Genomic DNA, 23,582 nt, shown 5'->3' with positions numbered 1-23,582 from the left:
GCGGGGCTGTATCGACATGCGGCTCCGCCGCGTGGGCGCGAACGGCCACAACCAGCCCGCACCCGCCGACGGCGGTCAGGCTCCCGCCGAAGACGCGTTATTCGGCGGCAGGCAACGCGGCACGCGGCCGCTGCCACCCCCGGGACCCACGGGCCCGCAACCACGCCGTCGTCTCCTCGGGCGGCATCGCCGCGGCAACGAGCCACCCCTGAACGGCGTCACACCCGAGGTCCCGCAGCCGCTCCCAGGTCTCGTCGTCCTCCACGCCCTCGGCGACCACAAGGAGCCCGAGCGAATGCGCGAGGTCCACCGTGCACCGCACGATCTCCGCGTCCTCCGTGTCGACCGCCAACCGCGCCACGAACGACCGGTCGATCTTCAGCTCGCTCACCGGCAGCCGCCGCAGATGCACCAGCGACGAATACCCCGTGCCGAAGTCGTCCAGCGACATCTTCACGCCGTGCCCGGTCAGACCCGCGAGGGTGTCCGCGGCCCGCTGCGGGTCCTCCAGCAGCACATGCTCGGTTATCTCCAGCTGCAGCGCCCCCGCGGGGACCCCGTGCCGGGCCAGCCGCGCGGCGACCGACCCCGCGAACCCGGGCGTGTGGACGTCGCGCGGGGAGACGTTGACGGCGACCGGGACCCGCAGCCCCTGCGCGCGCCACTTGGCGACCTGGCCGAGCGCGGTCTCCAGGACGTATTCCGTCAGATGGGGCATCAGGCCGGAGGACTCGGCGATCGCGATGAACTCGTCCGGCGGAACCTTCCCTCGCTCGGGATGCACCCAGCGGACCAGCGCCTCCAGCCCGGCGACCTGGCCGTCGAAGCGGACCTTGGGCTGGTAGTGCAGCTGCACCTCGTGCGCGTCCAGCGCCCGGCGCAGATCGCCCAGCAGACCGAGCCGGTCCGGGGTGTTGGAGTCCCGCTTGGACTCGTACACCTCCACACCCGTACGGTCCCTTTTCGCCTGGTACATCGCCACGTCCGCCCGCCGCAGCAGCCCTTCGGCGTCCAGGGCGTGGTCGGGGAAGACGGCGACGCCCGCGCTGGCCTCCAGGACGAGGGTGAGCCCGTCGAGGTCCAGCGGGGAGCTGAGCGCGACGACCAGGCCGCGGGCCACGCGCGTGGCCGACGTGGTGGAGTCGGCGACGGGCAGTAACACGGCGAACTCGTCACCGCCGAGCCGCGCCGCCTCCGCTCCACGCGGCAGGGCGAGCCTCAGCCGGTCGGCTATCTGCAGCAGCAGCCGGTCGCCGGCGAGATGACCCAGGGTGTCGTTCACCGACCGGAACCGGTCGAGATCGATCAGCATGAGGGCAGAACGCGCACCGATGCGTTCGGCGTCGTCGAGAGCCGTCCAGATCCGCTCCAGCAGCCACTGCCGGTTGGGCAGTCCGGTCAGCGGGTCGCGCAGCTGCTCCTCGGCACGCGCGCGGGCCATCCACAGGCTGGAGTCGAGGGCGATCAGGGGGATGGCGAACAGCGGGAGCAGGATCGGCTGGGCTTCGGCGACGACGCACAGCAGCGGTGCGATCCCGAGCAGCGCGACGGCGACCAGACCCTGTCTGACCAGGGCGGTGCGGGCCACGGTGGGCACCTTGCCGCTGCGCGGGGCGTACAGGTACCACTGCAGGCCGCGGCTGACCGCGAGGTAGGCGACCGCGGCGAGGACGACCTCGGGGGCGGTGGCGATGCTCCAGGTGTCCGGCCGCCAGGGCGTCTCGACGCTCGGGACCCGGCCGAACACGCCGAGCAGCAGTGCGCCGGCGGCGATGCCGAGGAGGTCCACGGCGCCGTGCAGCACGCCCTGCCGCCAGCGGTGGCGCCGGGCGACACCGACCAGGACGACGACGGTGAGGCTGACCATGCCGGCGGGCACCCAGCCGTAGAGCAGCAGCACGGACAGGGTGAGGGCGGCACCGGAGCCGGTGCCGCCCCACCAGCGGGCGCGGCCCAGCATGACGAGATGACCGACGATGACGCCGGTGAGCAGGGCCAGCGACCAGCCGACCGTGCCGCTCGGGAAGAGGGCGTGGTGGCCGGTGAAGGCGCGGTAGAAGCCGGCGCCGAGGACGAACGCGGCGGCGGCCACGACGGCCGCCGGCAGCGCGGGCCAGGACAGGTGCCGTTCGGAGTCGGTGTCGGTGTCGGTCAGGCCGGGGGCGGGCTCGATGGCCAGAGGTATGGGCGGGTGGGCGTCGGTGGCGGTGCCCGGTCCGGCCGCACGGGCCTGACCGCCCGAACGCCCGTGGCCCCGCACCGTCCACCGGGTCCCCCGCCAGGCGCCCGCGCGACGGCGCAGGCGCAGCCGTGAGTCGGGGGCGACGCTCTCGGTCGGTTCCATTCCCGTCCCTCTCACAGCCGGCGGTGCCCACGCCACGCGGCCCGATGTCCGACACCCATCAGCAGCTCCGCGTTGAAGAAACCTTCCCTGCGCCCTGAGAGCGCACGGGGATGCCCCAACCGCAGCTGGGCACGGCAGGTGCACACCTCAACAGTAGGCCGCGGAAGGCTTCCACGGGCACCGGTCGTCGACGGTTGCCCGAATGCGCCCGGGCCACCCGTATGCAACTGATATGCGCCGAACGGGTGGCCTTCAACCGCTACTCCCCGGTCGGAAGCGCGACTTCGGCCGCCGCGTCCGGGCCCTGCTCCAAGAGGACACCGAAACCGTCCTCGTCCAGAACCGGAACCTTCAGCTGCATGGCCTTGTCGTACTTCGACCCCGGGTTGTCCCCCACGACGACGAACGAGGTCTTCTTCGACACCGATCCGGTCACCTTGGCGCCCCGGGTCTGCAGCGCCTCCTTGGCACCGTCCCGGGTGAAGTTCTCCAGGGTGCCGGTGACGACGACCGTGAGGCCCTCCAGCGGGCGCGGGCCCTCCTCCTCACCGGTCGACTCGTCCTCCAGCGGGACTCCGGCGGCCTTCCACTTGCGGATGATCTCGCGGTGCCACTCCTCGGCGAACCACTCCTTGAGCGCGGCGGCGATGATCCCGCCGACGCCGTCGGTGGTCGCCAGCTCCAGCTCGGTGGCCTGTTCGATGCGGTCGATGGAGCGGAACTCGCGAGCGAGGGCCTGCGCGGCCACCGGGCCGACGTGCCGGATGGACAGACCGTTCAGGAACCGGGCCAGCGGGCGGGACTTGGCCGCCTCGATGTTCTCCAGCAGTGCGAGGGTGTTCTTCTTCGGCTCGCCCTTCTGGTTGGCGAAGACCGTGACGACCTTCTCCTCGCCCGTCCTGGGGTCCCGCTTGGGCAGACCGCTGTCGGGGTCCAGGACATAGGCCTTGATGGGCAGCAGCTTCTCCACCGTCAGGTCGAACAGGTCGCCCTCGTCCACCAGCGGCGGGTCGGCCGGCTCCAGCGGGCGGGTCAGGGCGGCGGCGGCCACCGCACCGAAGTGCTCGATGTCCAGGCACTCACGGCCGGCGAGGTAGGTGACGCGCTCGCGCAACTGGGCCGGGCAGGTGCGGGCGTTGGGGCAGCGGAGGTCGACGTCGCCCTCCTTCATGGGCCTGAGCGGTGTGCCGCACTCGGGACACTCGCCCGGCATCACGAACTCCCGCTCGCTGCCGTCCCGCAGGTCGACCACCGGGCCGAGGATCTCCGGGATGACGTCACCGGCCTTGCGGATGACGACCGTGTCCCCGATGAGGACGCCCTTGGCCTTGACGACCTCCTGGTTGTGCAGGGTGGCGAACTCCACCTCGCTGCCGGCGACCGTGACCGGCTCGACCTGGGCGTACGGCGTGACACGGCCGGTGCGGCCGACGCCCACCTTGATGTCGACGAGCTTGGTGTTGACCTCCTCCGGCGCGTACTTGTAGGCGATCGCCCAGCGCGGCGCCCGCGCGGTGGAGCCGAGGCGGCCCTGGAGCCGGATCTCGTCGAGCTTGACGACGACACCGTCGATCTCGTGCTCCACGGAGTGGCGGTTCTCGCCGTAGTGGGCGATGAACTTCCGTACGCCGTCGAGGTCGCCGACCACGCGGTTGTGCGGGGAGGTGGGCAGGCCCCAGGTCTTCAGCAGGTCGTAGGCCTGGGAGAGACGAGTCATGCCCGTGAAGCCCTCCAGGGCGCCGATGCCGTGGACGACCATGTGCAGCGGGCGGGTGGCGGTGACCCGCGGATCCTTCTGGCGCAGGGAACCGGCGGCGGCGTTACGGGGGTTGGCGAACGGCTTGTCACCGGCCGCGACCAGGCGTTCGTTCAGTTCGAGGAACTTCTCCATCGGGAAGTAGACCTCGCCGCGGATCTCCACGAGGTCCGGGATGTCGTCGCCCTCGAGGCGGTCCGGGATCTCCGTGATCGTGCGGACGTTCGGCGTGATGTCCTCGCCGGTGCGGCCGTCACCGCGGGTCGCCGCGCGCGTGAGCCGGCCGTTCTCGTAGGTGAGGTTGACCGCGAGGCCGTCGACCTTGAGCTCGCACAGGAAGTGGTAGTCCTGCGCGCCGAGTTCGCGCGCGATGCGCTCGGACCAGGCGGCCAGCTCGTCGTCGTTGAAGGTGTTGTCCAGCGACAGCATGCGCTGGCGGTGCTCGACCGCGGTGAACTCCGTGGCGTACGACCCCGCGACCTTCTGGGTCGGCGAGTCCGGGGTGCGCAGCTCCGGATACTCCTCCTCGAGGGCTTCCAGAGTCTTCAGGAGCCTGTCGAACTCCGCGTCGCTGATGACGGGAGCGTCCTTCACGTAGTACCGGAAGCGGTGCTCCTCGATCTGCTCAGCGAGCTGCGCGTGCTTGTCACGTGCCTCGGCGGGCACTGCCGTCTCCGCCTGCTGCTTGTCGCCGGCCACCGTGTCGTCCTCCCGTTACTCTGGGTTGTCCGCGAGGGATCTCGCCGCCCGGACGCAGTGGGCGAGCGCCTGGCGTGCGTAGGCGGGGGAAGCTCCCGCCAGACCGCACGCCGGGGTGACCGTGACCGCCTCCGCGAGCAGCCCCGGGTGCAGACCCAGCCTGCGCCACAGCGTCCTGACACCCATGACGCTACCGGCAGGGTCTGACAATGGCCCTCGAGTGCCGCTCACGACACCGGTGAACAGCCGGGTGCCGCCCTCGACGGCTTCACCGATCGCGTCGTCGTCACGTTCGGTGAGCAGGGCGAAGTCGAAGGAGACCGCGGCCGCGCCGGCCCGCCGCAGCAGGGCGAAGGGCACGTCGGGGGCGCAGGAGTGCACGACCACGGGTCCTCCGTCATGGGCCCCGACGACGTCGCGCAGGAGGGCCTCCACGACCTGCCGGTCCACGGCCCGGTGCGTGCGGTAGCCGCTGGCGGTGCGGACCTGTCCGCGCAGGACGGCGGTGAGGGAGGGCTCGTCGAGCTGGAGGACGAGCCGGGCGCCCGGCACCCGGCGCCGCATCTCCGCGAGGTGGAGCCGCAGCCCCTCGATGAGCGAGGCGGCGAGATCACGGCAGGCTCCGGCGTCGGAGAGCGCGGCCTCGCCGTTCTTCAGCTCCAGCGCGGCGGCCAGCGTCCAGGGACCGACCGCCTGCACCTTCAGGTCGCCCTCGTAGCCCTGGGTGAACTCCTCCAGGGCGTCCAGGTCCTCGCCCAGCCAGGAGCGCGCCCGCTTGGTGTCCCGGCCCGGCCGGTCCCCGATCCGCCAGCCGCTGGGCTCCACGCGCGCGTACAGCTCGACGAGCATCCCGGCGGTACGGCCGATCATGTCGGCGCCGGGTCCGCGCGCGGGCAGCTCGGGCAGGAAGGGAAAGTCCTCGAAGCTGCCGGTGACGGTCTTGGCGGCCTCGCGGGCGTCGTCACCGGGCATGGACCCGACACCGGTGGCGCCGGCGAACCTGAACTGGCTGTTTTCGCTCACCGGGGAAGCCTACGGAACCTCGCGGCCGGGGTCAGCGTCCCGGTCGCACCGTCAGGTCGTTGACCTCCGCGTCCCGGGGCAGGTCCAGAGCCATGAGGAGCGTCGTGGCGACCGACTCGGGGGCGATCCACCGCGAGGCGTCGTACTCCTTGCCCTCCTGCTGGTGGACCTTGGCCTGCATGGGGCTGGCCGTGCGGCCCGGGTAGACCGAGGTGACCCGGACGCCGTTCGCGTGCTCCTCCTGACGCAGGGAGTCGGCGAGAGCCTTCAGGCCGTGCTTGGAGGCGGCGTACGCGGACCAGCCGGCGTGGGCGTTGAGACCGGAGCCGGAGTTGACGAAGATCACATGGCCGCGGGCGGCGCGCAGCTGGGGCAGGAAGTGCCGGGTCAGCTCGGCGGGGGCGACGAGGTTGACGTTGAGCTGGTGGCGCCAGGACTTGGGGGTGAGGTCGCCGACCCCGCCCAGGTCGACGACTCCGGCGATGTGCAGCAGCGAGTCCACGCGGTCCGGGAGCGTCTGGTGGGAGAACGCCCAGGACAGCCTGTCCGGGTCCGCGAGGTCGCCGACCAGGGTGCGGGCGCCGGGGAACTCGGCCGCCAGTTCCTTCGCGCGGCCCGCGTCGCGCGCGTGCAGGACGAGTTCGTCCCCGCGCGCGTGCAGACGGCGGGCGACGGCCGCGCCGATGCCGGATCCGGCCCCGGTGATCACATGAGTAGCCATGCCCGCCATGCTCGCATCAGCGGGTGCCCTGCTGCTCCTCCAGGTAGGCCAGCGCGCCGGCCGGCTCCTCGGCGAAAAAGACCAGTTCGGACAGCGGGCGGGGCAGGAAGCCCTCGTCCTCCATGCGGCGGAACTGCTGCTTCAGGCCGTCGTAGAAGCCCGCGGTGTTCAGCAGGACGACCGGCTTCCCGGTGCGGCCGTGCTTCTTCAGCTCCAGGATCTCGGTGGCCTCGTCCAGCGTGCCGGTGCCGCCCACCATGATCACCACGGCGTCGGACTTCTCCAGCAGCAGCTTCTTGCGCTCGGCGAGGTCGGCGGCGATGACCATCTCGTCGGCGCCGGGCCGCGCCTTGTTCGCGAGGAACTCCACGGACACGCCCAGCAGCCTGCCGCCCGCCTCGTGCACCCCGTCGGCGACGACCTTCATCAGACCGACGTCGGAGCCGCCCCACACCAGGGTGTGACCGGCCTTGCCGATCAGTTCCGCGAACTCGCGCGCGGGGCGCGTGTAACGCTCGTCGAGGTCGGCGGCGGACAGGAAGACGCAGATGTTCATGGGCCCACCGTACGGCCCCTGTCCCACGGTCTTCGTGGCGGGCGGGAAGAACCACGGGCCCGCCGGTGCTGTCCGGGTATGACCCGAGGACACACGATCACCATCGAACAGGGCGAGCAGCACGTGCGCGTGGTGCACGGCGACCAGGTGCTCGCGGAGACCGACCGGCCGCTGGTGCTGCGCGAGACGGGCTGTCCGGTGCGGTACTACATCCCCGCCGCCGACGTACGCGTCGGTCTGCTGACCCCCTCCGACACGCACACCGTGTGCCCCTTCAAGGGCACGGCGTCCTACTGGTCGCTGCCGGACGCGCCCGATCTGGTCTGGGCGTACCCGGACCCGAAGCCGGATGTCGCCGCGATCAAGGATCACTTCTGCTTCTACGAAACCGACGTGTCGTGACCGATGAGTCGATGCCGGTGCGGCAGTCTGCAGGGGCATGGACAAGAAGACGACTTCCCGTGACGGCACGTCCCTCGCATACGAAGTGATCGGCCAGGGGCCCACGGTGATCCTGGTGAGCGGCGCCATGTCCACCGGGGGCACCGTGGCGCCCCTGGCGCAGCGGCTCGCGGGCCGCTGCACGGCCGTCGTCTATGACCGCCGGGGCCGCGGGGAGAGCGGTGACACGAAGCCGTACGCCGTCGAGCGCGAGGTCGAGGACCTGGCCGCGGTGATCGACGCGGTGGGCGGCGAGGCGGCGCTGTTCGGGGTCTCCTCGGGCGGCGCGCTGGTGCTCCGGGCGGTGGCGAGCGGGCTGCCGGCCGTCCGGGCCGCCGTCTACGAGGTGCCCTACGCCGACTTCCTGCGGGGCGGCGCCGAGCGGGAGGCCACGTACAAGGAGCAGCTGAACACGGCGCTCGCGGACGGCCGGCGCGGGGACGCGGTGGAACTGTTCCTGCGGCTGACGGGCCTCGGCGAGGAGGTCATCCAGGGGGCCCGGCAGTCACCGATGTGGGCCGGCATGGAGGCCGTCGCGCCGAGTCTCGCGTACGACGACGCGGTCATGGGCGACGGCCTGCTCCCCCGGGACCGGATCGCCGCGATCTCCGTGCCCGTGCTGGTCGTCGCGGGCGGGGCGAGCCCGGAGTGGATGCGCGAGGCGTCCCGGGAGGTCTCCAGAGTGGTGCCCGAGGGCACGTACCGCGAGCTGGCGGGGCAGACCCACATGGTGGAGCCGGACGTGCTGGGGCCGGTGCTGGCCGACTTCCTGACGGAGTAGCGACGGCCGCACCGCCGGGCTACACCGCCGCGGCCGTCGAGCGCGTGGTCGACGCGATCGTCGCCGAGCCCACCACGCGCGTGCCGTCGTACAGGACGATCGCCTGGCCGGGGGCGACGCCGCGGACCGGCTCGGTGAAGGTCACGCGCAGCTCGCCGTCGACCGGCTGCACGGTGACCTCGGTCTCGCCGCCGTGGGCGCGCAGCTGGGCGGTGTAGACGCCGGGGCCGGTGGGGGCGGTGCCGCACCAGCGGGGCTTGATCGCGGTCAGGGCGGTGACGTCCAGGGCGGCGGCGGGGCCGACGGTGACCGTGTTGGTGACCGGGGAGATGTCGAGGACGTAGCGGGGCTTGCCGTCGGGGGCCGGGGTGCCGATGCGCAGGCCCTTGCGCTGGCCGATGGTGAAGCCGTACGCCCCCTCGTGCGTGCCGAGCCTGGCGCCGGACTCGTCGACGATGTCGCCCTCGGCCTTGCCCAGCCGCTGGGCCAGGAAGCCCTGGGTGTCGCCGTCGGCGATGAAGCAGATGTCGTGCGAGTCGGGCTTCTTGGCCACGGCCAGGCCCCGGCGCTCGGCCTCGGCGCGGATCTCCTCCTTGGTGGTGACCGTGTCGCCGAGCGGGAACATCGCGTGGGCGAGCTGCCGCTCGTCCAGCACACCGAGGACGTACGACTGGTCCTTCGCCATGTCCGAGGCGCGGTGCAGCTCGCGGGAGCCGTCCTCGTGGAGGATCACCTTGGCGTAGTGACCGGTGCAGACCGCGTCGAAGCCGAGGGCGAGGGCCTTGTCGAGCAGGGCGGCGAACTTGATCTTCTCGTTGCAGCGCAGGCACGGGTTGGGGGTGCGGCCGGCCTCGTACTCGGCGATGAAGTCCTCGACGACGTCCTCGCGGAAGCGGTCGGCGAGGTCCCAGACGTAGAACGGGATACCGATGACGTCGGCCGCGCGGCGGGCGTCCCGCGAGTCCTCGATGGTGCAACAGCCCCGCGCGCCGGTCCGGAAGGACTGCGGGTTCGCGGAGAGCGCGAGGTGGACGCCGGTGACGTCGTGGCCGGCTTCCGCGGCACGCGCGGCGGCGACGGCGGAGTCGACTCCACCGGACATGGCGGCGAGGACGCGGAGGGGGCGCTGCGGGGTCTCAGTCATAGCCCCTCCAGGGTACGGGGCGGCGGGAACCGGGGCCGCCGGATATCCGTTGACGATCACAGGGGGGCGGAACGGGGCGCGGAACAAGGTGCGGGACGCGTGCGGAAGGGGAGGGCATGAGCGACGCGGATCGGCGGCTGGGGCGGCGGGCCCTGCTCGTCGGCGGCGCGGCGGCCGCCGTGGGCACGGCCGTGCTGGCCCGCGAGGAGCTGTCGCACCTGTGGTGGCGGCTGCCGGGGGTCGAGAAGCCCCGGGTGGCGGGGGCCGTGGACTTCCGGGGCGCGCGCTGGGTGCCGGCCTCCCCGGCCAACTACCGTCGGGCGGACCGGCCGGACGACTATTCCGTGGACCGGGTCGTCATCCATGTCACGCAGGGCGGCTACGCGAGCGCGGTGAAGGTCTTCCAGGACCCGGCGCACGGGGCGGCGGCGCACTACATCGTGCGCAGGGACGGCCGGGTCACCCAGCTGATACGGGAGCTGGACGTGGCCTTCCACGCGGGCAACCGCGCGTACAACGAACGCAGTGTCGGCATCGAGCACGAGGGCTTCGTGGACGACGCCTCCTCCTTCACGGACGCCATGTACGCGTCCTCGGCGCGGCTGACGGCGGCGATATGCGGGCGGTACGGCATACCGGTGGACCGCGAGCACATCATCGGGCACGTGGAGGTGCCGGGGACGGACCACACCGATCCGGGGCCGCACTGGGACTGGGAGAGATACCTGAAAAAAATCAAGGCGTAGGCCCTTTTTTGTCCGGTAGGAGCGGTTCTATCCTGATTGTCAGACCTACGGGACGAGTGAGGGAGTTCAAGCGGAGTAGCCGACTTCAGCGAGAGATACATGATCTCTTCAACGAGAGGTACACAAGTCTCCGCTGGTGCCGACATCGACGCTCGGGCTGAGAGGCCAGAAGGTCGCAAGGACTGGACCCGACGGCGACCCCCATCACCTGATCCGGACAATGCCGGCGAAGGGAACCCGCCTCGTAGGTCGCTTTCGTGTTCCGGCGCCCCCGGCGTCCGCGCGCCCGCGTCTCAGCTGAGCCCAGCCGCCCGCGCCCGCTCCACCGCCGGGCCGATCGCCTTCGCGACCGCCTCGACGTCCGCCTCCGTGGAGGTGTGCCCGAGGGAGAATCGCAGGGTGCCGCGGGCCAGGTCCGGGGCGGTGCCGGTGGCGAGCAGCACATGGCTGGGCTGGGCGACGCCCGCGGTGCAGGCGGAACCGGTCGAGCACTCGATGCCCTGGGCGTCCAGCAGGAGCAGCAGGGAGTCGCCCTCGCAGCCGGGGAAGGTGAAGTGCGCGTTGGCCGGCAGACGGCCCCCCGGTGCCGGGTCGCCGCCGAGGATCGCGTCCGGTACGGCCGTACGCACGGCGTCGATCAACCGGTCCCGCAGGGCGCCGATCTCGCGGGCGAACCACTCGCGGCGCTCGGTGGCGAGCCGGCCGGCGACGGCGAAGGAGGCGACGGCGGGGACGTCGAGGGTGCCGGAGCGGACGTGCCGCTCCTGGCCGCCGCCGTGCAGGACGGGCACGGGGGTGTGGTCACGGCCGAGCAGCAGCGCGCCGATGCCGTAGGGACCGCCGATCTTGTGACCGGAGACGGTCATCGCGGCGAGGCCGGAGGCCGCGAAGTCGACCGGGACCTGACCGAGGGCCTGGACGGCGTCGGCGTGCATCGGGATGCCGAACTCCGCGGCCACCTCGGCGAGTTCGCGGACCGGCAGGACGGTGCCGATCTCGTTGTTGGCCCACATCACGGTGACCAGGGCGACGTCGTGGGGGTTGCGGGCGATGGCCTCGCGCAGGGCCTCCGGGTGGACGCGGCCGTAGGAGTCGACGGGGAGGTACTCCACCGTCGCGCCCTCGTGTTCGCCGAGCCAGTGGACGGCGTCGAGGACGGCGTGGTGCTCGACGGGGCTGGCCAGGACGCGGGTGCGGGACGGGTCGGCGTCGCGGCGGGACCAGTACAGGCCCTTGACGGCGAGGTTGTCCGCCTCGGTGCCGCCCGAGGTGAAGAGGACCTCGCTGGGGCGGGCGCCGAGCGCTTCCGCGAGGGTTTCGCGGGATTCCTCGACCGTGCGGCGTGCCTGGCGGCCGGATGCGTGGAGGGAGGAGGCGTTGCCCGTGATGCTCAACTGGGCGGTCAGGGCCTCTGCCGCCTCCGGGAGCATGGGGGTGGTCGCGGCGTGGTCGAGGTAAGCCATGGTGCCCTGATTCTACGGCCCCCTTGCGGCTCGCCTTGGCTGCGAGGCTGCCGTTGGCCGGGGCGGCTTGCGTTGGCTGCGAGGTTGCGCTGAGGTGGGGCGCCTTGCGTGGGCTGTACCTGGGCTTGGCGGCGAGGTGCCCGGCACGGTCGGCCGTGCCCACCCGTTCCGCCCTGCGGAACGACTGCCCACGGTGGGGAGGGTGCGGTGGCCGGCTGCGGCGCGTTGCCGGCGGCGTAACGACAGCCCACGGCGGGGCGGGCGCGGTGGCCGGCTGCGGCCCGTTGCGGGCGACGCAACGACTGTCTACGGCAGGGCGGCCGGCTGCGGGCACATCGCGGACGGCGGCACGACCGCCTACGGCGGCGACGGCGCGGGGGCCGGTGGTGGCGGGTCGGCTGCCAGGGTGCATCCGCGGCGGAGACGGCGGGAGTGCCCGGCCTCTGTGGTGCCGCGCGGCGGTGGTGGGGGGTGTGCCGGGCCGGTGCCCCGTCGTCCTCGGGGCCGGGGCTCGGTGCCGGGTGGGGTCACAGGCTCCAGGAGAGCGTGTGGGACAGCTGCATCGAGACCACCAGGACCACCAGGTCGGCGGCGCCCAGGGTGAGGCCCAGCCAGGCCCGGCCGCGGCGGGTCGTGCCGCGCCAGAGGGACACGGCGGCCAGGACGATGGCGACCGGACCGAGGAAGATGTTGAGGGCGAGCAGGCCGAGAAGGCCGAGGATGAAGGACGCCACGGCCATGCCGTCGGCGTCGCGGGCGGTCGGCCGGGTGTCGTCGCGGCTCGTGACCGGTGCGGTGAGTTGCATGGTGCTCAGCTCCTGGAAGTCGTGGCGGACGGTCAGTTGGCCTGCGTACGGCGCCGGCGGCCGTGGCGCTCGCGGATCGCGAAGACGCCGAGCCACACGGCGATGACGGCGGCGACAGCGGCGGTGACGGTCAGCGGCGCGTGGGCGACGGTGCCCAGCACGACACCGAGCAGCATGAGTGCGGCGACGAGGAACAGCATGGGATGGGATCCCCCCTCCGGGATACCTCGTATCGGGCCGGTGTGAAGTTTCGGTGAACAGTTGTAGTAACAGTTGTTCACTGACTTCTACTCTAGCGCGTTCCACGGCTTTTCAATTCCGGAGAACAGTTGTTAACTGGATGACATGAGTCACACCCTCGGCATACGGCAGGCCCAGAAGCAGAAGACCCGGCAGGCGTTCCTCGACGCGGCGCTCGCGCTGCTGGAGGAGCAGAGCCTGAGCAGCCTGGGCCTGCGTGAGGTCACCCGGGCCGTCGGCGTCGCTCCGACCGCCTTCTACCGGCACTTCCGCTCGACCGCCGACCTGGGGGTGGCGCTGGTCGACGAGGCGCTGGGCAGCCTGCACCCGATGGTGCGGACGACGGTGTCCACGGCGGGCGACAGCGAGGAACGCATCGTGCGTGCCATCGAGTTGATCGCCCGCCACGTGGACGCGTACCCCGCACATGTCCGGTTTATCGCCCGGGAACGACATGGCGGGGTACAACCGGTGCGGGAGGCCATCCGGGCCCAACTGGTCCGGTTCGCCGAGGAGGTGAAGGCCGAGCTGGCCAAGGACCCCGAGGCCGCGGGCTGGAACGACGACGACCTGCTGATGCTCGCGCATCTCTACGTCGACCAGATGCTCATCACCGCCTCCCTGTTCCTGGAGGCGCTGGAATTCCCGCCGCAGGAGCGGGAGCGCGTCACGCAGCTCGCCACCCGGCAGCTGCGGCTCATCAGCATCGGCCGCAGCCACTGGACGGACTGAGAGAACGGACACAGAGACCCGAGGGGACCGGGTCAGCCCTGCCGGACCTGCCCGCCCTGCTGAGCCCGGCCTCCGGCCTGCCCCCCCGGCCGGACCGCCACAGCCGCCGCCCTGTCCGCCCCGGCCGCCTTGCCCGCCCTGTCCGCCGGGCGCACCGCCCGGCATGCCCGTGGGCGTACCGCTGGGCGTGCCGGTCGGCTTCGCGGTCGGCGCGCCCGACGGCGCCCCGGACGGTGCGCCGCTCGGGCGATGGCCCTTGGCACCGCCGGTGGGCATGCCGGACGGCGCCTGACAGCCCTGCTGCCGACCGGCGTTGCCGCTGCCGGGCGAGGAGGACGCGTCACCCGAGCCGCACACGGCCAGCAGCAGCGGGGTCAGCGCCAGCAGGGCGACGGCGGGGACGAGACGGCCACGCTTCATGGGAGTCAGCTCCGGTGAGGATGAGAAAGTCCTGAGGGGCCGACTCAACCAACCGTGCCTTGGGGGTCCTTGAGCCCGTTCTGTCCGTCAGCTGTCAGTTCCGGGGCGGGCCCCTCCTGGTACAGGGCCGTGACGGAACGGGCCGCCGCCAGCAGCTCGGCGCGGGCCTCGGGCGGGTCCACCAGCTCCACCTGGTCGGAGAACCCGAGGAGTTGGCGCACCGCGCGCAGCACCGGGTAGGTCAGCCGGGCGGTGACCCAGTCGCTGCGGCCGTCGTCGTCGGGCAGCGCGGTCAGCTCGGCGGCCATCACCCGCTGGAACATGTCGAGCCGCTCGCGCCGGACGCGGACGGTGACCTCGATCCCGCCCTGCCGTTCCTCCACCTGACGACGCAGCGCCTCCCAGGCATCCGCGAGTTCGACCCCGGGCCGGCGCCGTACCGGCTCGTCCAGCGGACGGGCCGAGCGGATCCGGTCGCCCCGGAACAGCCGCGGCGCCCCGCGCCGGTCGGCGACCAGGTACCAGACCCCGGCCTTGGCGACCAGGCCGTACGGGTCCACGGTGTACGTCCGCGGCTCCCGCTCCCCGCTGTGCCGGTAGCGCAGCTTCAGGCGCCGGTCGGAGAACACCGCGTCCTGGAGCACCTCGAGGTCGACGGACCGCGGGGGGCCGCTCTTCCAGCGGGTGGCGTCGACCAGGATGCGGCGGCTGGTCACCTCGGCGGCGGGCCGGTGCGGCGCCGGCAGCGCGGCCATCACCTTGCGCAGGGCCGAGCCGAGGGCCGTGTCGAGCCCGAGCGCGGCATGGGCGCCCTGTGCGGCCAGGATGAACAGGGCGCGGGACTCGTCGGCGGTCAGTCCGGTGACGTCGGTGCGGTAACCGGCGAGGAGTTCGATGCCGCCGTGCCGGCCGCGTTCGGCGTACACCGGGACGCCGGAGGCCGACAGCGCCTCGATGTCCCGGTAGATGGTGCGGACCGACACCTCCAGCCGGTCGGCGAGTTCGTGCGCGGGGACCCGGCCCCGGGTCTGCAGGAGCAGCAGGATCGACAACAGCCGGTCGGACTTCACCCGCCCAGAATCACGCCCGGACGGTTTCCCGCGCAAATGTTGACGGCGGGTGTCAGGTTATTGCGCCATCCTCGGCGTACCGACCTACCGAGAGGCACACCATGACCACCGGGACCACCAGCGAGTTCATCGACCCGCGCCCCTTCTACGTCCGCGCCACGGACCAGGTGGCGGCCCTGATCAAGACCGTACGGCCGGACCAGCTCGACGGCCCGACGCCCTGTACGGAGTTCGACGTCCGGGCCCTGCTGAGCCACATCGTCGGCGGCACCCGGCGGATCGCCGTGGTCGGCGAGGGCGGCGACGGGCTCGCCGTGCAGCCCGTCACCGACGGTGTCGAGGACGACGGCTGGGCAGCGGCCTACGACGAGGTGCGTGTCCGCGTGCTGAAGGCCTGGGAGAGCGACGAGCGGATGACGACCCCGGTCCGGGTGCCGTGGGGCGAGGTACCGGGCCATGCGGCGCTGTCCGGCTATGTGATGGAGATCGTGACGCACACCTGGGACCTCGCCGAGGCCGTCGGGCATCCGCACCGGCTCGACCCGGAACTGGCCGGGTTCGCGCTCACCACCGCCCGCCAGGTACTGCCGGACTCGCGCCCCCGCGACGAGGAGACCCCCTTCGACACCCGCCGCCCGGCACCCGGTGACGCCGGCCCGTACGAGCAGCTCGCCGCCTGGCTCGGCCGCACACCCCTCACCCGGGCCTGACCGCGCCGTACGACCGGACCGGGAACCGCAGCCGGGCCGGATGCGCGGCGACCCCGCCGGCCGGAGGGGTCCGCTCAGCCGAGTCCGGCCCGGGCCAGCTGGCGGGACTGGGCGACCAGGTTGTCCTCGCTGTCCCAGACCTCGGCGTCCTCCTCCAGGAAGCCACCGGCCAGGTTGCGGGTGGTGATGGACACCCGCAGCGGGCCGGGGGCCGGGCGGCGGCGGATGTGGACGGTGAGCTCGACCGTGGGCACCCAGCCCTTCAGGCCGAGCTCGAAGGCCGTGGGCGGCAGGGCGTCCACCGCCAACAACAGCGACAGCGGATCGGCGTCACGGCCGTCGGCCAGGCCGAACCAGGCCCGCATCTCGCCCTTGCCGGAGGGCGCGCCCAGCGCCCACCCCAGGGTCGACGGGTCCAGCTTGAGCATCAGGCGGTCGGCGATCGCCGAGCCGCCCTCGACCGGAGAAGGTCCGTCCTCGGGGCCGAAGCACTGGTCGAGGGGCGGGATCGCGGGCGGCGTGGCGGTCGTACGGACGTCGTCGGGGAGGGCGGCGAGGTCGCCGTAGGAGGCGAGGACGCGGATGCGTTCGACCTCGTTGCCCTCGTCGTCGTACTGGAGGAGGGAGGCCTGGCCCGTGGAGAGGGTGCGGCCCGTGCGCACCGTTTCCGTGCGGATGACCGCCGGGCCGGGCCGGGACGCGGTCAGGTAGTACGCGGAGACGGTGAAGGGGTCCGGGTGCGGGAGGGTGTCCGCGAGGGCCCGGCCGAGCACAGCCAGCAGGTAGCCGCCGTTCACGGCGTTGAAGATGGTCCAGCCGGCCGAGAGGTCGATGTCGTGGACCCCGGGCTCGCGCCGGGTGACCGCCGTGTCGCGGTCGAACTCGCTGTCGCCGATCTCGGCCCGGGTGGCAGGGGCGGAAGCTGCTTCTGGCATGGGTGAACGGTACAACAGGAAACTACTAAGCGGTAGCTTTTTGCGGCCACATCAGGCCGCTCGGGGCCCCTCGATCCCTCTGTCGGGTGAGGTTCCGGCAATTTCTCGGTAAGTGTGCCGACTCGTCCACAACCTCAGGGCCCTGATTCCCATCTATGGGGACATGAGCCTCACCGGGACTCCGTTCCTCTACACGACCATTGTGCTGGCCGTGGTTGCACTGATACTGCCGCTCGTTTTGTGGTCACGAGTGCGCGGGCCCAAGGCCCTGCGCGCCGCGGCCCGCGTGCTGATGCTGCTGTTCGCCCAGGGCACCGCCGTCACACTGATCTTCGTTCTGGTCAACAACCAGAACAACCTGTACGACAACTGGGCCGACCTGCTCGGTACCGGCAACCACGTCCAGCAGGCCCGGGACCTGGGCCGGGACGGCACCGGCGGCATAGCGGTGAAACGGTTGCCCAAGGTCAAGCAGACCTTCACCGCGGCCTCCGGGCCCGGCATGCACGCGGCCGGCGGGGTCCGCGTCACCCAGCTCAAGGGGCGGGTCTCGGGTGTGAACGCCGAGGTCTACGTCTGGCTGCCGCCGCAGTACAACGACCCGGCCTACCGCCACAAGAAGTTCCCGGTGGTGGAGGTACTGCCGGGCTACCCCGGTTCGGCGAAGGCCTGGTTCGGTTCCATGAAGGCGCACGAGCAGCTGCTGCCGCTGATGCAGAGCGGCCAGGTGGCGCCCTTCATCATGGTCGCCCCGCGCACCAACCTGCTGGCCGGCGTGGACACCGGCTGCGCGAACATCCCCGGCCAGGTCAACGCCGACACCTGGCTCAGCATCGACGTGCCGAAGATGGTCACGGACAACTTCCGGGCCCAGCCGGCGCCGCAGGGCTGGGCCGTGGCCGGGTACTCGGCGGGCGCCCACTGCGCGGTCAAGCTGGCCGTGGCGCACCCGGACCGGTACCGGGCCGCGGTCAGCCTGTCCGGCTACAACGACCCGATCGGCGAGCGCAACTCCCTGGCCGCGCAGAACCCCACCCTGCGCGCCCAGAACAACCCCTTCCTGATCCTGAAGAAGGCGGCCGTGCCGCCGCGGATCGCGCTCTACGTCTCGGGAGAGTCCCGCGACGGCTACGAGGCGGGCGTGGCCCTGGAGTCCGTCGCCAAGGCGCCGACGACCGTGCACGTGGTGTTCCTGCCGCGCAGCGCCGGCGGCCACAACATGGCGCTGTGGCGGCCCCAGGTCGGCGATGTGTTCCGCTGGCTGACCCTGCAGATGGGCCAGAACCACGCCAAGGGCCAGGACCAGTCCCTCGCCGGCACCACGGGTTCTGCCGGCGGGAACGCCGCCGGTACCACCGGCACTACTCCTCGGTCACCGTCGACCGGCGGTTCCACGCACGCGGAGCTCGCCAGTGGAACCGCATCGCGAGCAGGCGCAGCACAAAAGCGGTGACGGCCGCGAGCCCACTGGTGAGGGGGGTCAGGGCGTCGTAGTGGAGGCACAGCACCACCATGGTGGAGCCCACGATCGCTGGGACCGCGTACAGATCGCGGTCCCAGCGCAGCAGTGAGGGCACCTCGTTGGCGAGCACGTCGCGCAGCACACCGCCCCCGACCGCGGTGGCGAGCCCGAGCGTCGCCGACGCGGTCAGGTTGAGGCCGTAGCTGTACGCCTTCGTCGTCCCGCTGACGCAGAACAGGCCGAGGCCGGCCGCGTCGAAGACCAGCACCGCCGACTGGATGCGTTCCACGTGCGGGTGCAGGAAGAAGACGACCAGCGCGGCGAGCAGCGGGGTCAGGAAGTACCCGAGGTCGGTGAAGGCGGCCGGGGGGACGGCCCCGATGACCAGGTCGCGGAACAGCCCTCCGCCCAGCGCGGTGGCCTCGGCGAGCACGGCGATGCCGAACACGTCGAAGTTCTTCCGGACGGCCAGCAGGGCGCCGGAGATCGCGAACACGAAGATGCCGATGACATCGAGCGTGTGCTGGACGGAGGGACTGAAGAGTTGCTGGAGCTGCACCTCGGTATTCTCACCTGCCGACGGGCGTGAACCTTACAAAGCCAGGCTCACAGGGCAGGCCTGCCTGTGGTGGACAGCCAGGTGTCGAACAGGTCGTCCAGCTTCTGCCCGCTGACGCGCTCGGCGAGGCGGATGAAGCCGGCGGTGTCCGCGTTGCCGTACCGGTGGAGCCTGGTCCAGGCGGGCAGCAGGGTGAAGAAGGCCTTGTCGCCGATGCGTTCGCGCAGTGCCTGGAGGGTCATCGCGCCGCGCTGGTAGACGGCGGAGGAGAACATCGTGTCGCGCTGCGGGTCGTCGACCTTGATCTGCCAGAAGCCGGAGTCGGCCGGCCGGGCGTCGTAGGCGGCGAGGAACGAGTCGTGGGCCGAGCGGGTGCCCTGGTGCTCCGCCCACAGCCACTGGGCATAGGTGGCGAAGCCCTCGTTGAGCCAGATGTCCTTCCACCGCGCCACGCTCACCGAGTCGCCGAACCACTGGTGGGCCAGCTCGTGCACGATGGTCGTCTCGCTGCGCACGGCCGAGTAGGCGGGCTTGCTCTGCACCTCCAGCGAGAACCCGGCCTCCGGCATGTCGTCGACGATGGCGCCGGTCTCCTCGAACGGGTACGGCCCGAAGACGCGCGACCAGTAGTCGGTGGCGGCGGCGGTGACGGCGTACACGTCGACGTTGTTGCTGTTCCTCAGGACGGGGTCGATCGCGACGTAGAGCGGGATGCCGCCGGGGGTGCGGCCGGTGCGCACGTCGAACTTCCCGATGGTGGCGGTGGCGAGGTAGGTCGCCATCGGCTTCGACTCGCGCCAGTGGGTGTACGTCGAGCCGCCCTTGTCGTACGTCGACAGGAGCCGGCCGTTGGAGACGCCGGTCAGGCCCTTGGGCGCCTTGATCCGGATGTCGTAGGTGGCCTTGTCGGAGGGGTGGTCGCTGGACGGGAACCAGGTGGACGCGGCGTTGGGCTCGCAGGCGACGAAGACACCGTCGGCGGTCTTCATCCAGCCGTACTTGGAGCCGAACACGATGGGCCCGCCGAGGGGCTGGGGTATGCCGCCGTAGGTGACGGTGACCTCGAAGGTACGTCCGCGCCGCAGGCTTCGGCGTGGCGTGACGGTCACCTCGTCGCCGTCCCGGGTGAACCCGGCCCGTCTGCCGTTCACTTCGACCCCGGTGATCTGCAACTGCTGCAGGTCCAGGTCGAAGGAGGAGAGGTTCTGGGTGGCTCGGGCGGTGAGGGTGGTACGGCCGTCCAGGCGGCCGGTGCCGGGGGCGTAGGCGACGTCGAGGTCGTAGTGCAGGGCGTCGAAGCCGCCGTTGCCGAGCCGCGGGAAGTAGGCGTCGCCGATGCCGGGGGCGCCCGGGGTGGGGGCGGGGGAAGCGCCGATGACGAAGAAGGAGGCCGCCGCGGTCGCGACCGCCCCCAGACGTGCCGAACGGGAGAGTGCCATGGTCGTCCCTTTCGAGCGTGTACCGATCAGTGGTCGGACACGGACGACTCTGCACTCTCCCGTTCAGGCATGTGCATGACTTTGCCCAGTTGTCATGCGCTACTTGTCGGTTGACTCCTGGGAGTCACTCTCCTCAGCGCTGTCCTCCGAGGCGCTGTCCTCCGGGGCGCTCTCGTCCGAGGCGCTGTCCTCCGCGGCACTCTCCTCCGCGGCCTCCTCGGCCAGTTCCGCCGCCACCGCCGCCGACGTCTCCGCCGACTCCGCGAGGACCTCGTCGGCGACCAGCTCCGCCGCCTCCTTCGCGGCGGTCAGCAGCACCGTGTCCTGCGGGGCCTGGTCCTCGAAGTTCTCCGGGTGGTGGCAGGCGACGCGCTGACCGGGCTTCAGCTCCTTGAGCGCCGGCTCGGTGGTCCGGCAGATCTCCGTCGCCTTCCAGCACCGGGTGTGGAAGCGGCAGCCCGAGGGCGGCGAGATCGGCGAGGGCACATCGCCCTTGAGCAGGATGCGCTCGCTCTTCGCGTTCTTGCGCGCCGGGTCCGGGATCGGCACCGCCGACATCAGCGCCTTGGTGTACGGGTGCATCGGCGCCTTGTACAGCGAGTCCCGGTCGGCCAGCTCGACGATCTTGCCGAGGTACATCACCGCGATGCGGTCCGAGACGTGCCGGACGACCGAGAGGTCGTGCGCGATGATCACGTACGTCAGGCCGAGCTCCTCCTGGAGGTCGTCCATGAGGTTCACGACCTGCGCCTGGATCGACACGTCCAGCGCGGAGACCGGCTCGTCCGCGACGACCAGCTTCGGCTTCAGGGCGAGCGCGCGGGCGATGCCGATGCGCTGGCGCTGACCGCCGGAGAACTCGTGCGGATAGCGGTTGTAGTGCTCGGGGTTGAGACCGACCACCGACAGCAGCCGCTGCACTTCCTTCTTGATCCCGCCCTCGGGCTCGACGCCCTGGAGCCGGAAGGGGGCCCCGACGATCGTGCCGATGGTGTGGCGCGGGTTCAGCGACGAGTACGGGTCCTGGAAGATCATCTGCACGTCGCGGCGCATGGGACGCATGCCGCTCACGCCGAGGTGCGTGATGTCCTTGCCCTCGAACTCGACGGTGCCGGCGGTCGGTTCGAGCAGCCGGGTGATCAGCCGGCCCATCGTCGACTTGCCGCAGCCCGACTCGCCCACCACACCGAGGGTTTCGCCGGAGCGGACCTCGAAGTCGATCCCGTCGACCGCGCGCACGGCACCGACCTGCCGCTGGAAGAGGCCCTTCTTGATGGGGAAGTGCTTCTGCAGCCCGGTCACCTTGAGCAGGATCTCGCCGGGAGCGGCGTCCTTGGTGAGCGTGGCCGTACCGGCGGACTTCTCTTCCGCGCCGTCGCTCTGTGCAGGGATGCTCCCTGCTTTGTCCTCTGCGTTCTCACTCACAGCTTCGGCGCAATCTCTTCGGTCCAGATCCGTTCCCGCTGCTCCTGCGACATGTGGCAGGCGGCCCAGTGCTTGTCGCCGACCTCGGTCAGCTCGGGGCGGACCGTGCGGGTCAGGTTGTCCTTCGGGAGGTCCGCGTACGGGCAGCGCGGGTTGAAGGCGCAGCCGGACGGGATGTTGATCAGCGAGGGCGGCGAGCCCTTGACCGGGATCAGGCGCTCCTGCTGGTCGCGGTCCAGGCGCGGCATCGAGCCGAGCAGACCCCAGGTGTAGGGGTGGCGGGGCTCGTAGAACACCTTGTCCGCCGGACCCCGCTCGACGCACCGGCCGCCGTACATCACCAGGATGTCGTCGGCGAGTTCGGCGACGACGCCCAGGTCGTGGGTGATGATGATGACCGCGGAGCCGAACTCCTTCTGCAGGTCGCGGATCAGGTCCAGGATCTGCGCCTGGACCGTCACGTCGAGCGCGGTGGTCGGCTCGTCCGCGATGAGCAGCTCGGGGTTGTTCACCAGCGACATGGCGATCATGGCGCGCTGGCGCATACCGCCGGAGAACTCGTGCGGGTAGTTGTCGACCCGCTTGTCCGGCTGCGGGATGCCCACGCGGTCGAGCATCTCGACCGCACGACGCTTGGCGGTCTTCTTGTCGACGTCGTGGTGGGTCCGGTAGGCCTCCACGATCTGCGCGCCGATCGTGTAGTACGGGTGCAGCGCCGACAGCGGATCCTGGAAGATCATCGCCATCTCGCGGCCCCGCATCTTGCGCACGTGGTCGGGGTCGGCGGACAGCAGCTCGGTGCCGTTCAGCCAGATCTCGCCCGATATCTGCGCCTTGCGCTTGCCGTACTGGCCGGCGGTGTGCAGGCCCATGATGCCGAGCGACGTCACGGACTTGCCGGAGCCCGACTCGCCCACGATGCCGAGGGTCTTGCCCTTCTCCAGCTTGAAGCTCAGTCCGTCGACGGACTTCACGAGGCCGTCGTCGGTCGGGAAGTGCACCTTCAGGTCGCGCACTTCCAGGAAGGAGGTCGGCGCGGGCGAGGAGCCGGTGGGCTCGCCCACGGCCGCTCCGGTCTTGCTGAGTTCGGTCATGCGAGCCTCACTCGGGGGTCGATCACGGCGTACAGGATGTCCACCGCGAGGTTGGCGATGAGCACCGCGAGGGAGGTGATCAGGGTCACGCCCAGGATGATGGGCAGATCCTGGTTCTTGATGGCGGTCAGCACGGCCTGGCCGAGGCCGGGGATGCTGAACGTGGTCTCGGTGAGGATCGCGCCGCCGATCAGGGCGCCGAGGTCCATGCCGAGCATGGTCAGGATGGGGGTCATCGTGGAGCGCATGGCGTGCTTGCCGATGACGACCGGCTCCGTGAGGCCCTTGGCGCGGGCGGTACGGATGTAGTCCTCACCGAGGATCTCCAGCATGGTGGCCCGGGTGATTCGGGCGTACATCGCCGCGTAGAGGAAGGCGAGGGTGACCCAGGGCAGGATCATGCTTCCGAAGTAGCCGGAGACGCTGTCGCCGAGCGGGATGTACTTGGGGCCGAACCAGTTCACTCCGAACACGAAGATCGCCGAGGCGAGCATGCCCGTGAAGTAGATCGGCAGGGACACGCCGCTGAGGGCGACGACCATCGCGCCGCGGTCCCAGATGCTGCCCCGCTTGAGGGCGGAGAGCACACCCGCCGCGACACCGAAGACCAGCCACAGCACGGCGGCGCCGAGCGCGAGACCCAGGGTCACCGGGAAGCGGTCGGTCAGCACCGGCCAGACGGCCTGCTCGCTGCGGAAGGAGTAGCCGAAGCACGGCGCGGCGCAGTGCGTGACGTCACCGCCGGCCGAGTAGGTGCGGCCGACGAAGATGCCCTTGAAGAAGTGCCAGACCTGGACGTAGATCGGGTCGCCCAGACCCAGCTTCTCGCGCACCGCCTCGACGGCGTGCGGGTCGGCCTGCTTGCCCACGAAGCTCGTGGCGATGTCCACGCCCGCCCACTTGGGGACGAGGAAGAAGATGCTGAAGACCACCAGGATGATGACGACCAGCATCACTGCGGCGGCGAACAGCCGCCTGATGAGGTAAGCGAGCACAGCTAACGGCCCGCCGCGGAC

At 71.3% G+C, this 23,582-nt stretch carries 22 protein-coding genes; 6 read left to right on the top strand and 16 right to left on the bottom strand.

Annotated elements, in window-relative coordinates; genetic code table 11:
- Positions 1-97: 97 nt before the first annotated feature.
- The 5 genes from ACWC94_RS31235 to ACWC94_RS31215 all read right to left on the bottom strand — a co-directional run bounded on the left by ACWC94_RS31235 (position 98) and on the right by ACWC94_RS31215 (position 7,099).
- Positions 98-2,344 (bottom strand): putative bifunctional diguanylate cyclase/phosphodiesterase, encoded by a 2,247-nt coding sequence (locus ACWC94_RS31235; RefSeq protein ID WP_450800605.1) that lies wholly within the window; start codon positions 2,342-2,344, stop codon positions 98-100.
- A gap of 259 nt (positions 2,345-2,603) precedes the next feature.
- A complete protein-coding gene (gene ligA, locus ACWC94_RS31230) occupies positions 2,604-4,799 on the bottom strand; it encodes an NAD-dependent DNA ligase LigA (RefSeq protein ID WP_450800603.1) in 2,196 nt (731 codons plus the stop codon).
- A gap of 15 nt (positions 4,800-4,814) precedes the next feature.
- On the bottom strand, positions 4,815-5,822 hold the full coding sequence (locus ACWC94_RS31225) for a methionine synthase (protein WP_450800602.1): 1,008 nt from the start codon (positions 5,820-5,822) through the stop codon (positions 4,815-4,817).
- A gap of 31 nt (positions 5,823-5,853) precedes the next feature.
- Positions 5,854-6,552, bottom strand: a complete 699-nt coding sequence (locus tag ACWC94_RS31220) for an SDR family oxidoreductase (RefSeq protein ID WP_450800601.1) — start codon at positions 6,550-6,552, stop codon at positions 5,854-5,856.
- 7 nt (positions 6,553-6,559) lie between these two features.
- Complete coding sequence (locus tag ACWC94_RS31215) at positions 6,560-7,099, bottom strand: LOG family protein (protein ID WP_450800599.1); 540 nt, start codon at positions 7,097-7,099, stop codon at positions 6,560-6,562.
- 78 nt (positions 7,100-7,177) lie between these two features.
- On the opposite strand from ACWC94_RS31215, the gene ACWC94_RS31210 reads away from it, so the two are divergent.
- Complete coding sequence (locus tag ACWC94_RS31210) at positions 7,178-7,501, top strand: DUF427 domain-containing protein (protein WP_450800598.1); 324 nt, start codon at positions 7,178-7,180, stop codon at positions 7,499-7,501.
- Positions 7,502-7,538: 37 nt separating this feature from the next.
- Positions 7,539-8,321, top strand: a complete 783-nt coding sequence (locus ACWC94_RS31205) for an alpha/beta fold hydrolase (protein ID WP_450800596.1) — start codon at positions 7,539-7,541, stop codon at positions 8,319-8,321.
- A gap of 19 nt (positions 8,322-8,340) precedes the next feature.
- On the opposite strand, the gene mnmA is transcribed toward ACWC94_RS31205, so the two are convergent.
- Positions 8,341-9,465 (bottom strand): tRNA 2-thiouridine(34) synthase MnmA, encoded by a 1,125-nt coding sequence (gene mnmA / locus ACWC94_RS31200; RefSeq protein WP_450800595.1) that lies wholly within the window; start codon positions 9,463-9,465, stop codon positions 8,341-8,343.
- A gap of 116 nt (positions 9,466-9,581) precedes the next feature.
- Here mnmA and ACWC94_RS31195 point away from each other — a divergent pair, with 116 nt between their 5' ends.
- A complete protein-coding gene (locus tag ACWC94_RS31195; protein ID WP_450800594.1) occupies positions 9,582-10,211 on the top strand; it encodes an N-acetylmuramoyl-L-alanine amidase in 630 nt (209 codons plus the stop codon).
- Positions 10,212-10,504: 293 nt separating this feature from the next.
- Here ACWC94_RS31195 and ACWC94_RS31190 read toward each other — a convergent pair whose 3' ends face one another.
- The 3 genes from ACWC94_RS31190 to ACWC94_RS31180 form a co-directional block, all read right to left on the bottom strand.
- Positions 10,505-11,674 (bottom strand): cysteine desulfurase family protein, encoded by a 1,170-nt coding sequence (locus tag ACWC94_RS31190; RefSeq protein ID WP_450800593.1) that lies wholly within the window; start codon positions 11,672-11,674, stop codon positions 10,505-10,507.
- A 527-nt stretch (positions 11,675-12,201) separates the two neighbouring features.
- Positions 12,202-12,480, bottom strand: a complete 279-nt coding sequence (locus tag ACWC94_RS31185) for a DUF4190 domain-containing protein (protein WP_450800591.1) — start codon at positions 12,478-12,480, stop codon at positions 12,202-12,204.
- 32 nt (positions 12,481-12,512) lie between these two features.
- On the bottom strand, positions 12,513-12,680 hold the full coding sequence (locus ACWC94_RS31180) for a hypothetical protein (protein ID WP_450800590.1): 168 nt from the start codon (positions 12,678-12,680) through the stop codon (positions 12,513-12,515).
- Between the two features lie 145 nt (positions 12,681-12,825).
- Between ACWC94_RS31180 and ACWC94_RS31175 the strand changes: the two genes are divergently transcribed.
- Entirely contained in the window at positions 12,826-13,452 is a 627-nt protein-coding gene (locus tag ACWC94_RS31175; protein WP_450800589.1) for a TetR family transcriptional regulator, read from the top strand.
- Between the two features lie 464 nt (positions 13,453-13,916).
- On the opposite strand, the gene ACWC94_RS31170 is transcribed toward ACWC94_RS31175, so the two are convergent.
- Positions 13,917-14,942 (bottom strand): helix-turn-helix transcriptional regulator, encoded by a 1,026-nt coding sequence (locus ACWC94_RS31170; RefSeq protein WP_450800588.1) that lies wholly within the window; start codon positions 14,940-14,942, stop codon positions 13,917-13,919.
- 101 nt (positions 14,943-15,043) lie between these two features.
- Between ACWC94_RS31170 and ACWC94_RS31165 the strand changes: the two genes are divergently transcribed.
- The gene (locus ACWC94_RS31165; protein WP_450800587.1) at positions 15,044-15,652 is read left to right on the top strand and encodes a TIGR03086 family metal-binding protein; all 609 of its coding nucleotides are present in this window, start codon (positions 15,044-15,046) and stop codon (positions 15,650-15,652) included.
- A gap of 74 nt (positions 15,653-15,726) precedes the next feature.
- Here the strand turns inward: ACWC94_RS31165 and ACWC94_RS31160 are convergent, their stop codons facing one another.
- Positions 15,727-16,587 (bottom strand): thioesterase family protein, encoded by an 861-nt coding sequence (locus tag ACWC94_RS31160; RefSeq protein ID WP_450800586.1) that lies wholly within the window; start codon positions 16,585-16,587, stop codon positions 15,727-15,729.
- A gap of 163 nt (positions 16,588-16,750) precedes the next feature.
- Here ACWC94_RS31160 and ACWC94_RS31155 point away from each other — a divergent pair, with 163 nt between their 5' ends.
- The gene (locus ACWC94_RS31155; RefSeq protein ID WP_450800585.1) at positions 16,751-18,040 is read left to right on the top strand and encodes an alpha/beta hydrolase; all 1,290 of its coding nucleotides are present in this window, start codon (positions 16,751-16,753) and stop codon (positions 18,038-18,040) included.
- Here the strand turns inward: ACWC94_RS31155 and ACWC94_RS31150 are convergent.
- The 5 genes from ACWC94_RS31150 to ACWC94_RS31130 all read right to left on the bottom strand — a co-directional run bounded on the left by ACWC94_RS31150 (position 17,949) and on the right by ACWC94_RS31130 (position 23,561).
- Positions 17,949-18,608, bottom strand: a complete 660-nt coding sequence (locus ACWC94_RS31150) for a trimeric intracellular cation channel family protein (RefSeq protein WP_450800584.1) — start codon at positions 18,606-18,608, stop codon at positions 17,949-17,951. The genes ACWC94_RS31155 and ACWC94_RS31150 overlap by 92 nt on opposite strands.
- 47 nt (positions 18,609-18,655) lie before the next feature.
- Positions 18,656-20,047: a M1 family metallopeptidase gene (locus tag ACWC94_RS31145; protein ID WP_450800583.1), complete on the bottom strand. Its 1,392-nt coding sequence runs from the start codon at positions 20,045-20,047 to the stop codon at positions 18,656-18,658.
- Between the two features lie 99 nt (positions 20,048-20,146).
- Entirely contained in the window at positions 20,147-21,472 is a 1,326-nt protein-coding gene (locus tag ACWC94_RS31140; RefSeq protein ID WP_450800582.1) for an ABC transporter ATP-binding protein, read from the bottom strand.
- Positions 21,469-22,566 carry an ABC transporter ATP-binding protein gene (locus ACWC94_RS31135; RefSeq protein WP_450800581.1) on the bottom strand — a complete coding sequence of 366 codons (1,098 nt, stop codon included), beginning with the start codon at positions 22,564-22,566 and terminating at the stop codon, positions 21,469-21,471. The genes ACWC94_RS31140 and ACWC94_RS31135 overlap by 4 nt, the downstream gene beginning before the upstream one ends.
- The gene (locus ACWC94_RS31130; protein ID WP_450800579.1) at positions 22,563-23,561 is read right to left on the bottom strand and encodes an ABC transporter permease; all 999 of its coding nucleotides are present in this window, start codon (positions 23,559-23,561) and stop codon (positions 22,563-22,565) included. The genes ACWC94_RS31135 and ACWC94_RS31130 overlap by 4 nt, the downstream gene beginning before the upstream one ends.
- Between the last annotated feature and the right edge of the window lie 21 nt (positions 23,562-23,582).

It is taken from the genome of Streptomyces sp. NPDC001135 (assembly GCF_053598395.1).
This window is presented reverse-complemented; position numbering and strand designations above follow the sequence as displayed.

What these genes read in the sequence shown, in the direction of transcription:
- ACWC94_RS31235 (WP_450800605.1), bottom strand. Translation starts at nt 2,344, where the DNA reads ATGGAACCGACCGAGAGCGTCGCCCCCGACTCACGGCTGCGCCTGCGC.
- ACWC94_RS31220 (WP_450800601.1), bottom strand. Translation starts at nt 6,552, where the DNA reads ATGGCGGGCATGGCTACTCATGTGATCACCGGGGCCGGATCCGGCATC.
- ACWC94_RS31215 (WP_450800599.1), bottom strand. Translation starts at nt 7,099, where the DNA reads ATGAACATCTGCGTCTTCCTGTCCGCCGCCGACCTCGACGAGCGTTAC.
- ACWC94_RS31210 (WP_450800598.1), top strand. Translation starts at nt 7,178, where the DNA reads ATGACCCGAGGACACACGATCACCATCGAACAGGGCGAGCAGCACGTG.
- ACWC94_RS31205 (WP_450800596.1), top strand. Translation starts at nt 7,539, where the DNA reads ATGGACAAGAAGACGACTTCCCGTGACGGCACGTCCCTCGCATACGAA.
- mnmA (WP_450800595.1), bottom strand. Translation starts at nt 9,465, where the DNA reads ATGACTGAGACCCCGCAGCGCCCCCTCCGCGTCCTCGCCGCCATGTCC.
- ACWC94_RS31195 (WP_450800594.1), top strand. Translation starts at nt 9,582, where the DNA reads ATGAGCGACGCGGATCGGCGGCTGGGGCGGCGGGCCCTGCTCGTCGGC.
- ACWC94_RS31190 (WP_450800593.1), bottom strand. Translation starts at nt 11,674, where the DNA reads ATGGCTTACCTCGACCACGCCGCGACCACCCCCATGCTCCCGGAGGCG.
- ACWC94_RS31185 (WP_450800591.1), bottom strand. Translation starts at nt 12,480, where the DNA reads ATGCAACTCACCGCACCGGTCACGAGCCGCGACGACACCCGGCCGACC.
- ACWC94_RS31180 (WP_450800590.1), bottom strand. Translation starts at nt 12,680, where the DNA reads ATGCTGTTCCTCGTCGCCGCACTCATGCTGCTCGGTGTCGTGCTGGGC.
- ACWC94_RS31175 (WP_450800589.1), top strand. Translation starts at nt 12,826, where the DNA reads ATGAGTCACACCCTCGGCATACGGCAGGCCCAGAAGCAGAAGACCCGG.
- ACWC94_RS31165 (WP_450800587.1), top strand. Translation starts at nt 15,044, where the DNA reads ATGACCACCGGGACCACCAGCGAGTTCATCGACCCGCGCCCCTTCTAC.
- ACWC94_RS31160 (WP_450800586.1), bottom strand. Translation starts at nt 16,587, where the DNA reads ATGCCAGAAGCAGCTTCCGCCCCTGCCACCCGGGCCGAGATCGGCGAC.
- ACWC94_RS31155 (WP_450800585.1), top strand. Translation starts at nt 16,751, where the DNA reads ATGAGCCTCACCGGGACTCCGTTCCTCTACACGACCATTGTGCTGGCC.
- ACWC94_RS31145 (WP_450800583.1), bottom strand. Translation starts at nt 20,047, where the DNA reads ATGGCACTCTCCCGTTCGGCACGTCTGGGGGCGGTCGCGACCGCGGCG.
- ACWC94_RS31135 (WP_450800581.1), bottom strand. Translation starts at nt 22,566, where the DNA reads ATGACCGAACTCAGCAAGACCGGAGCGGCCGTGGGCGAGCCCACCGGC.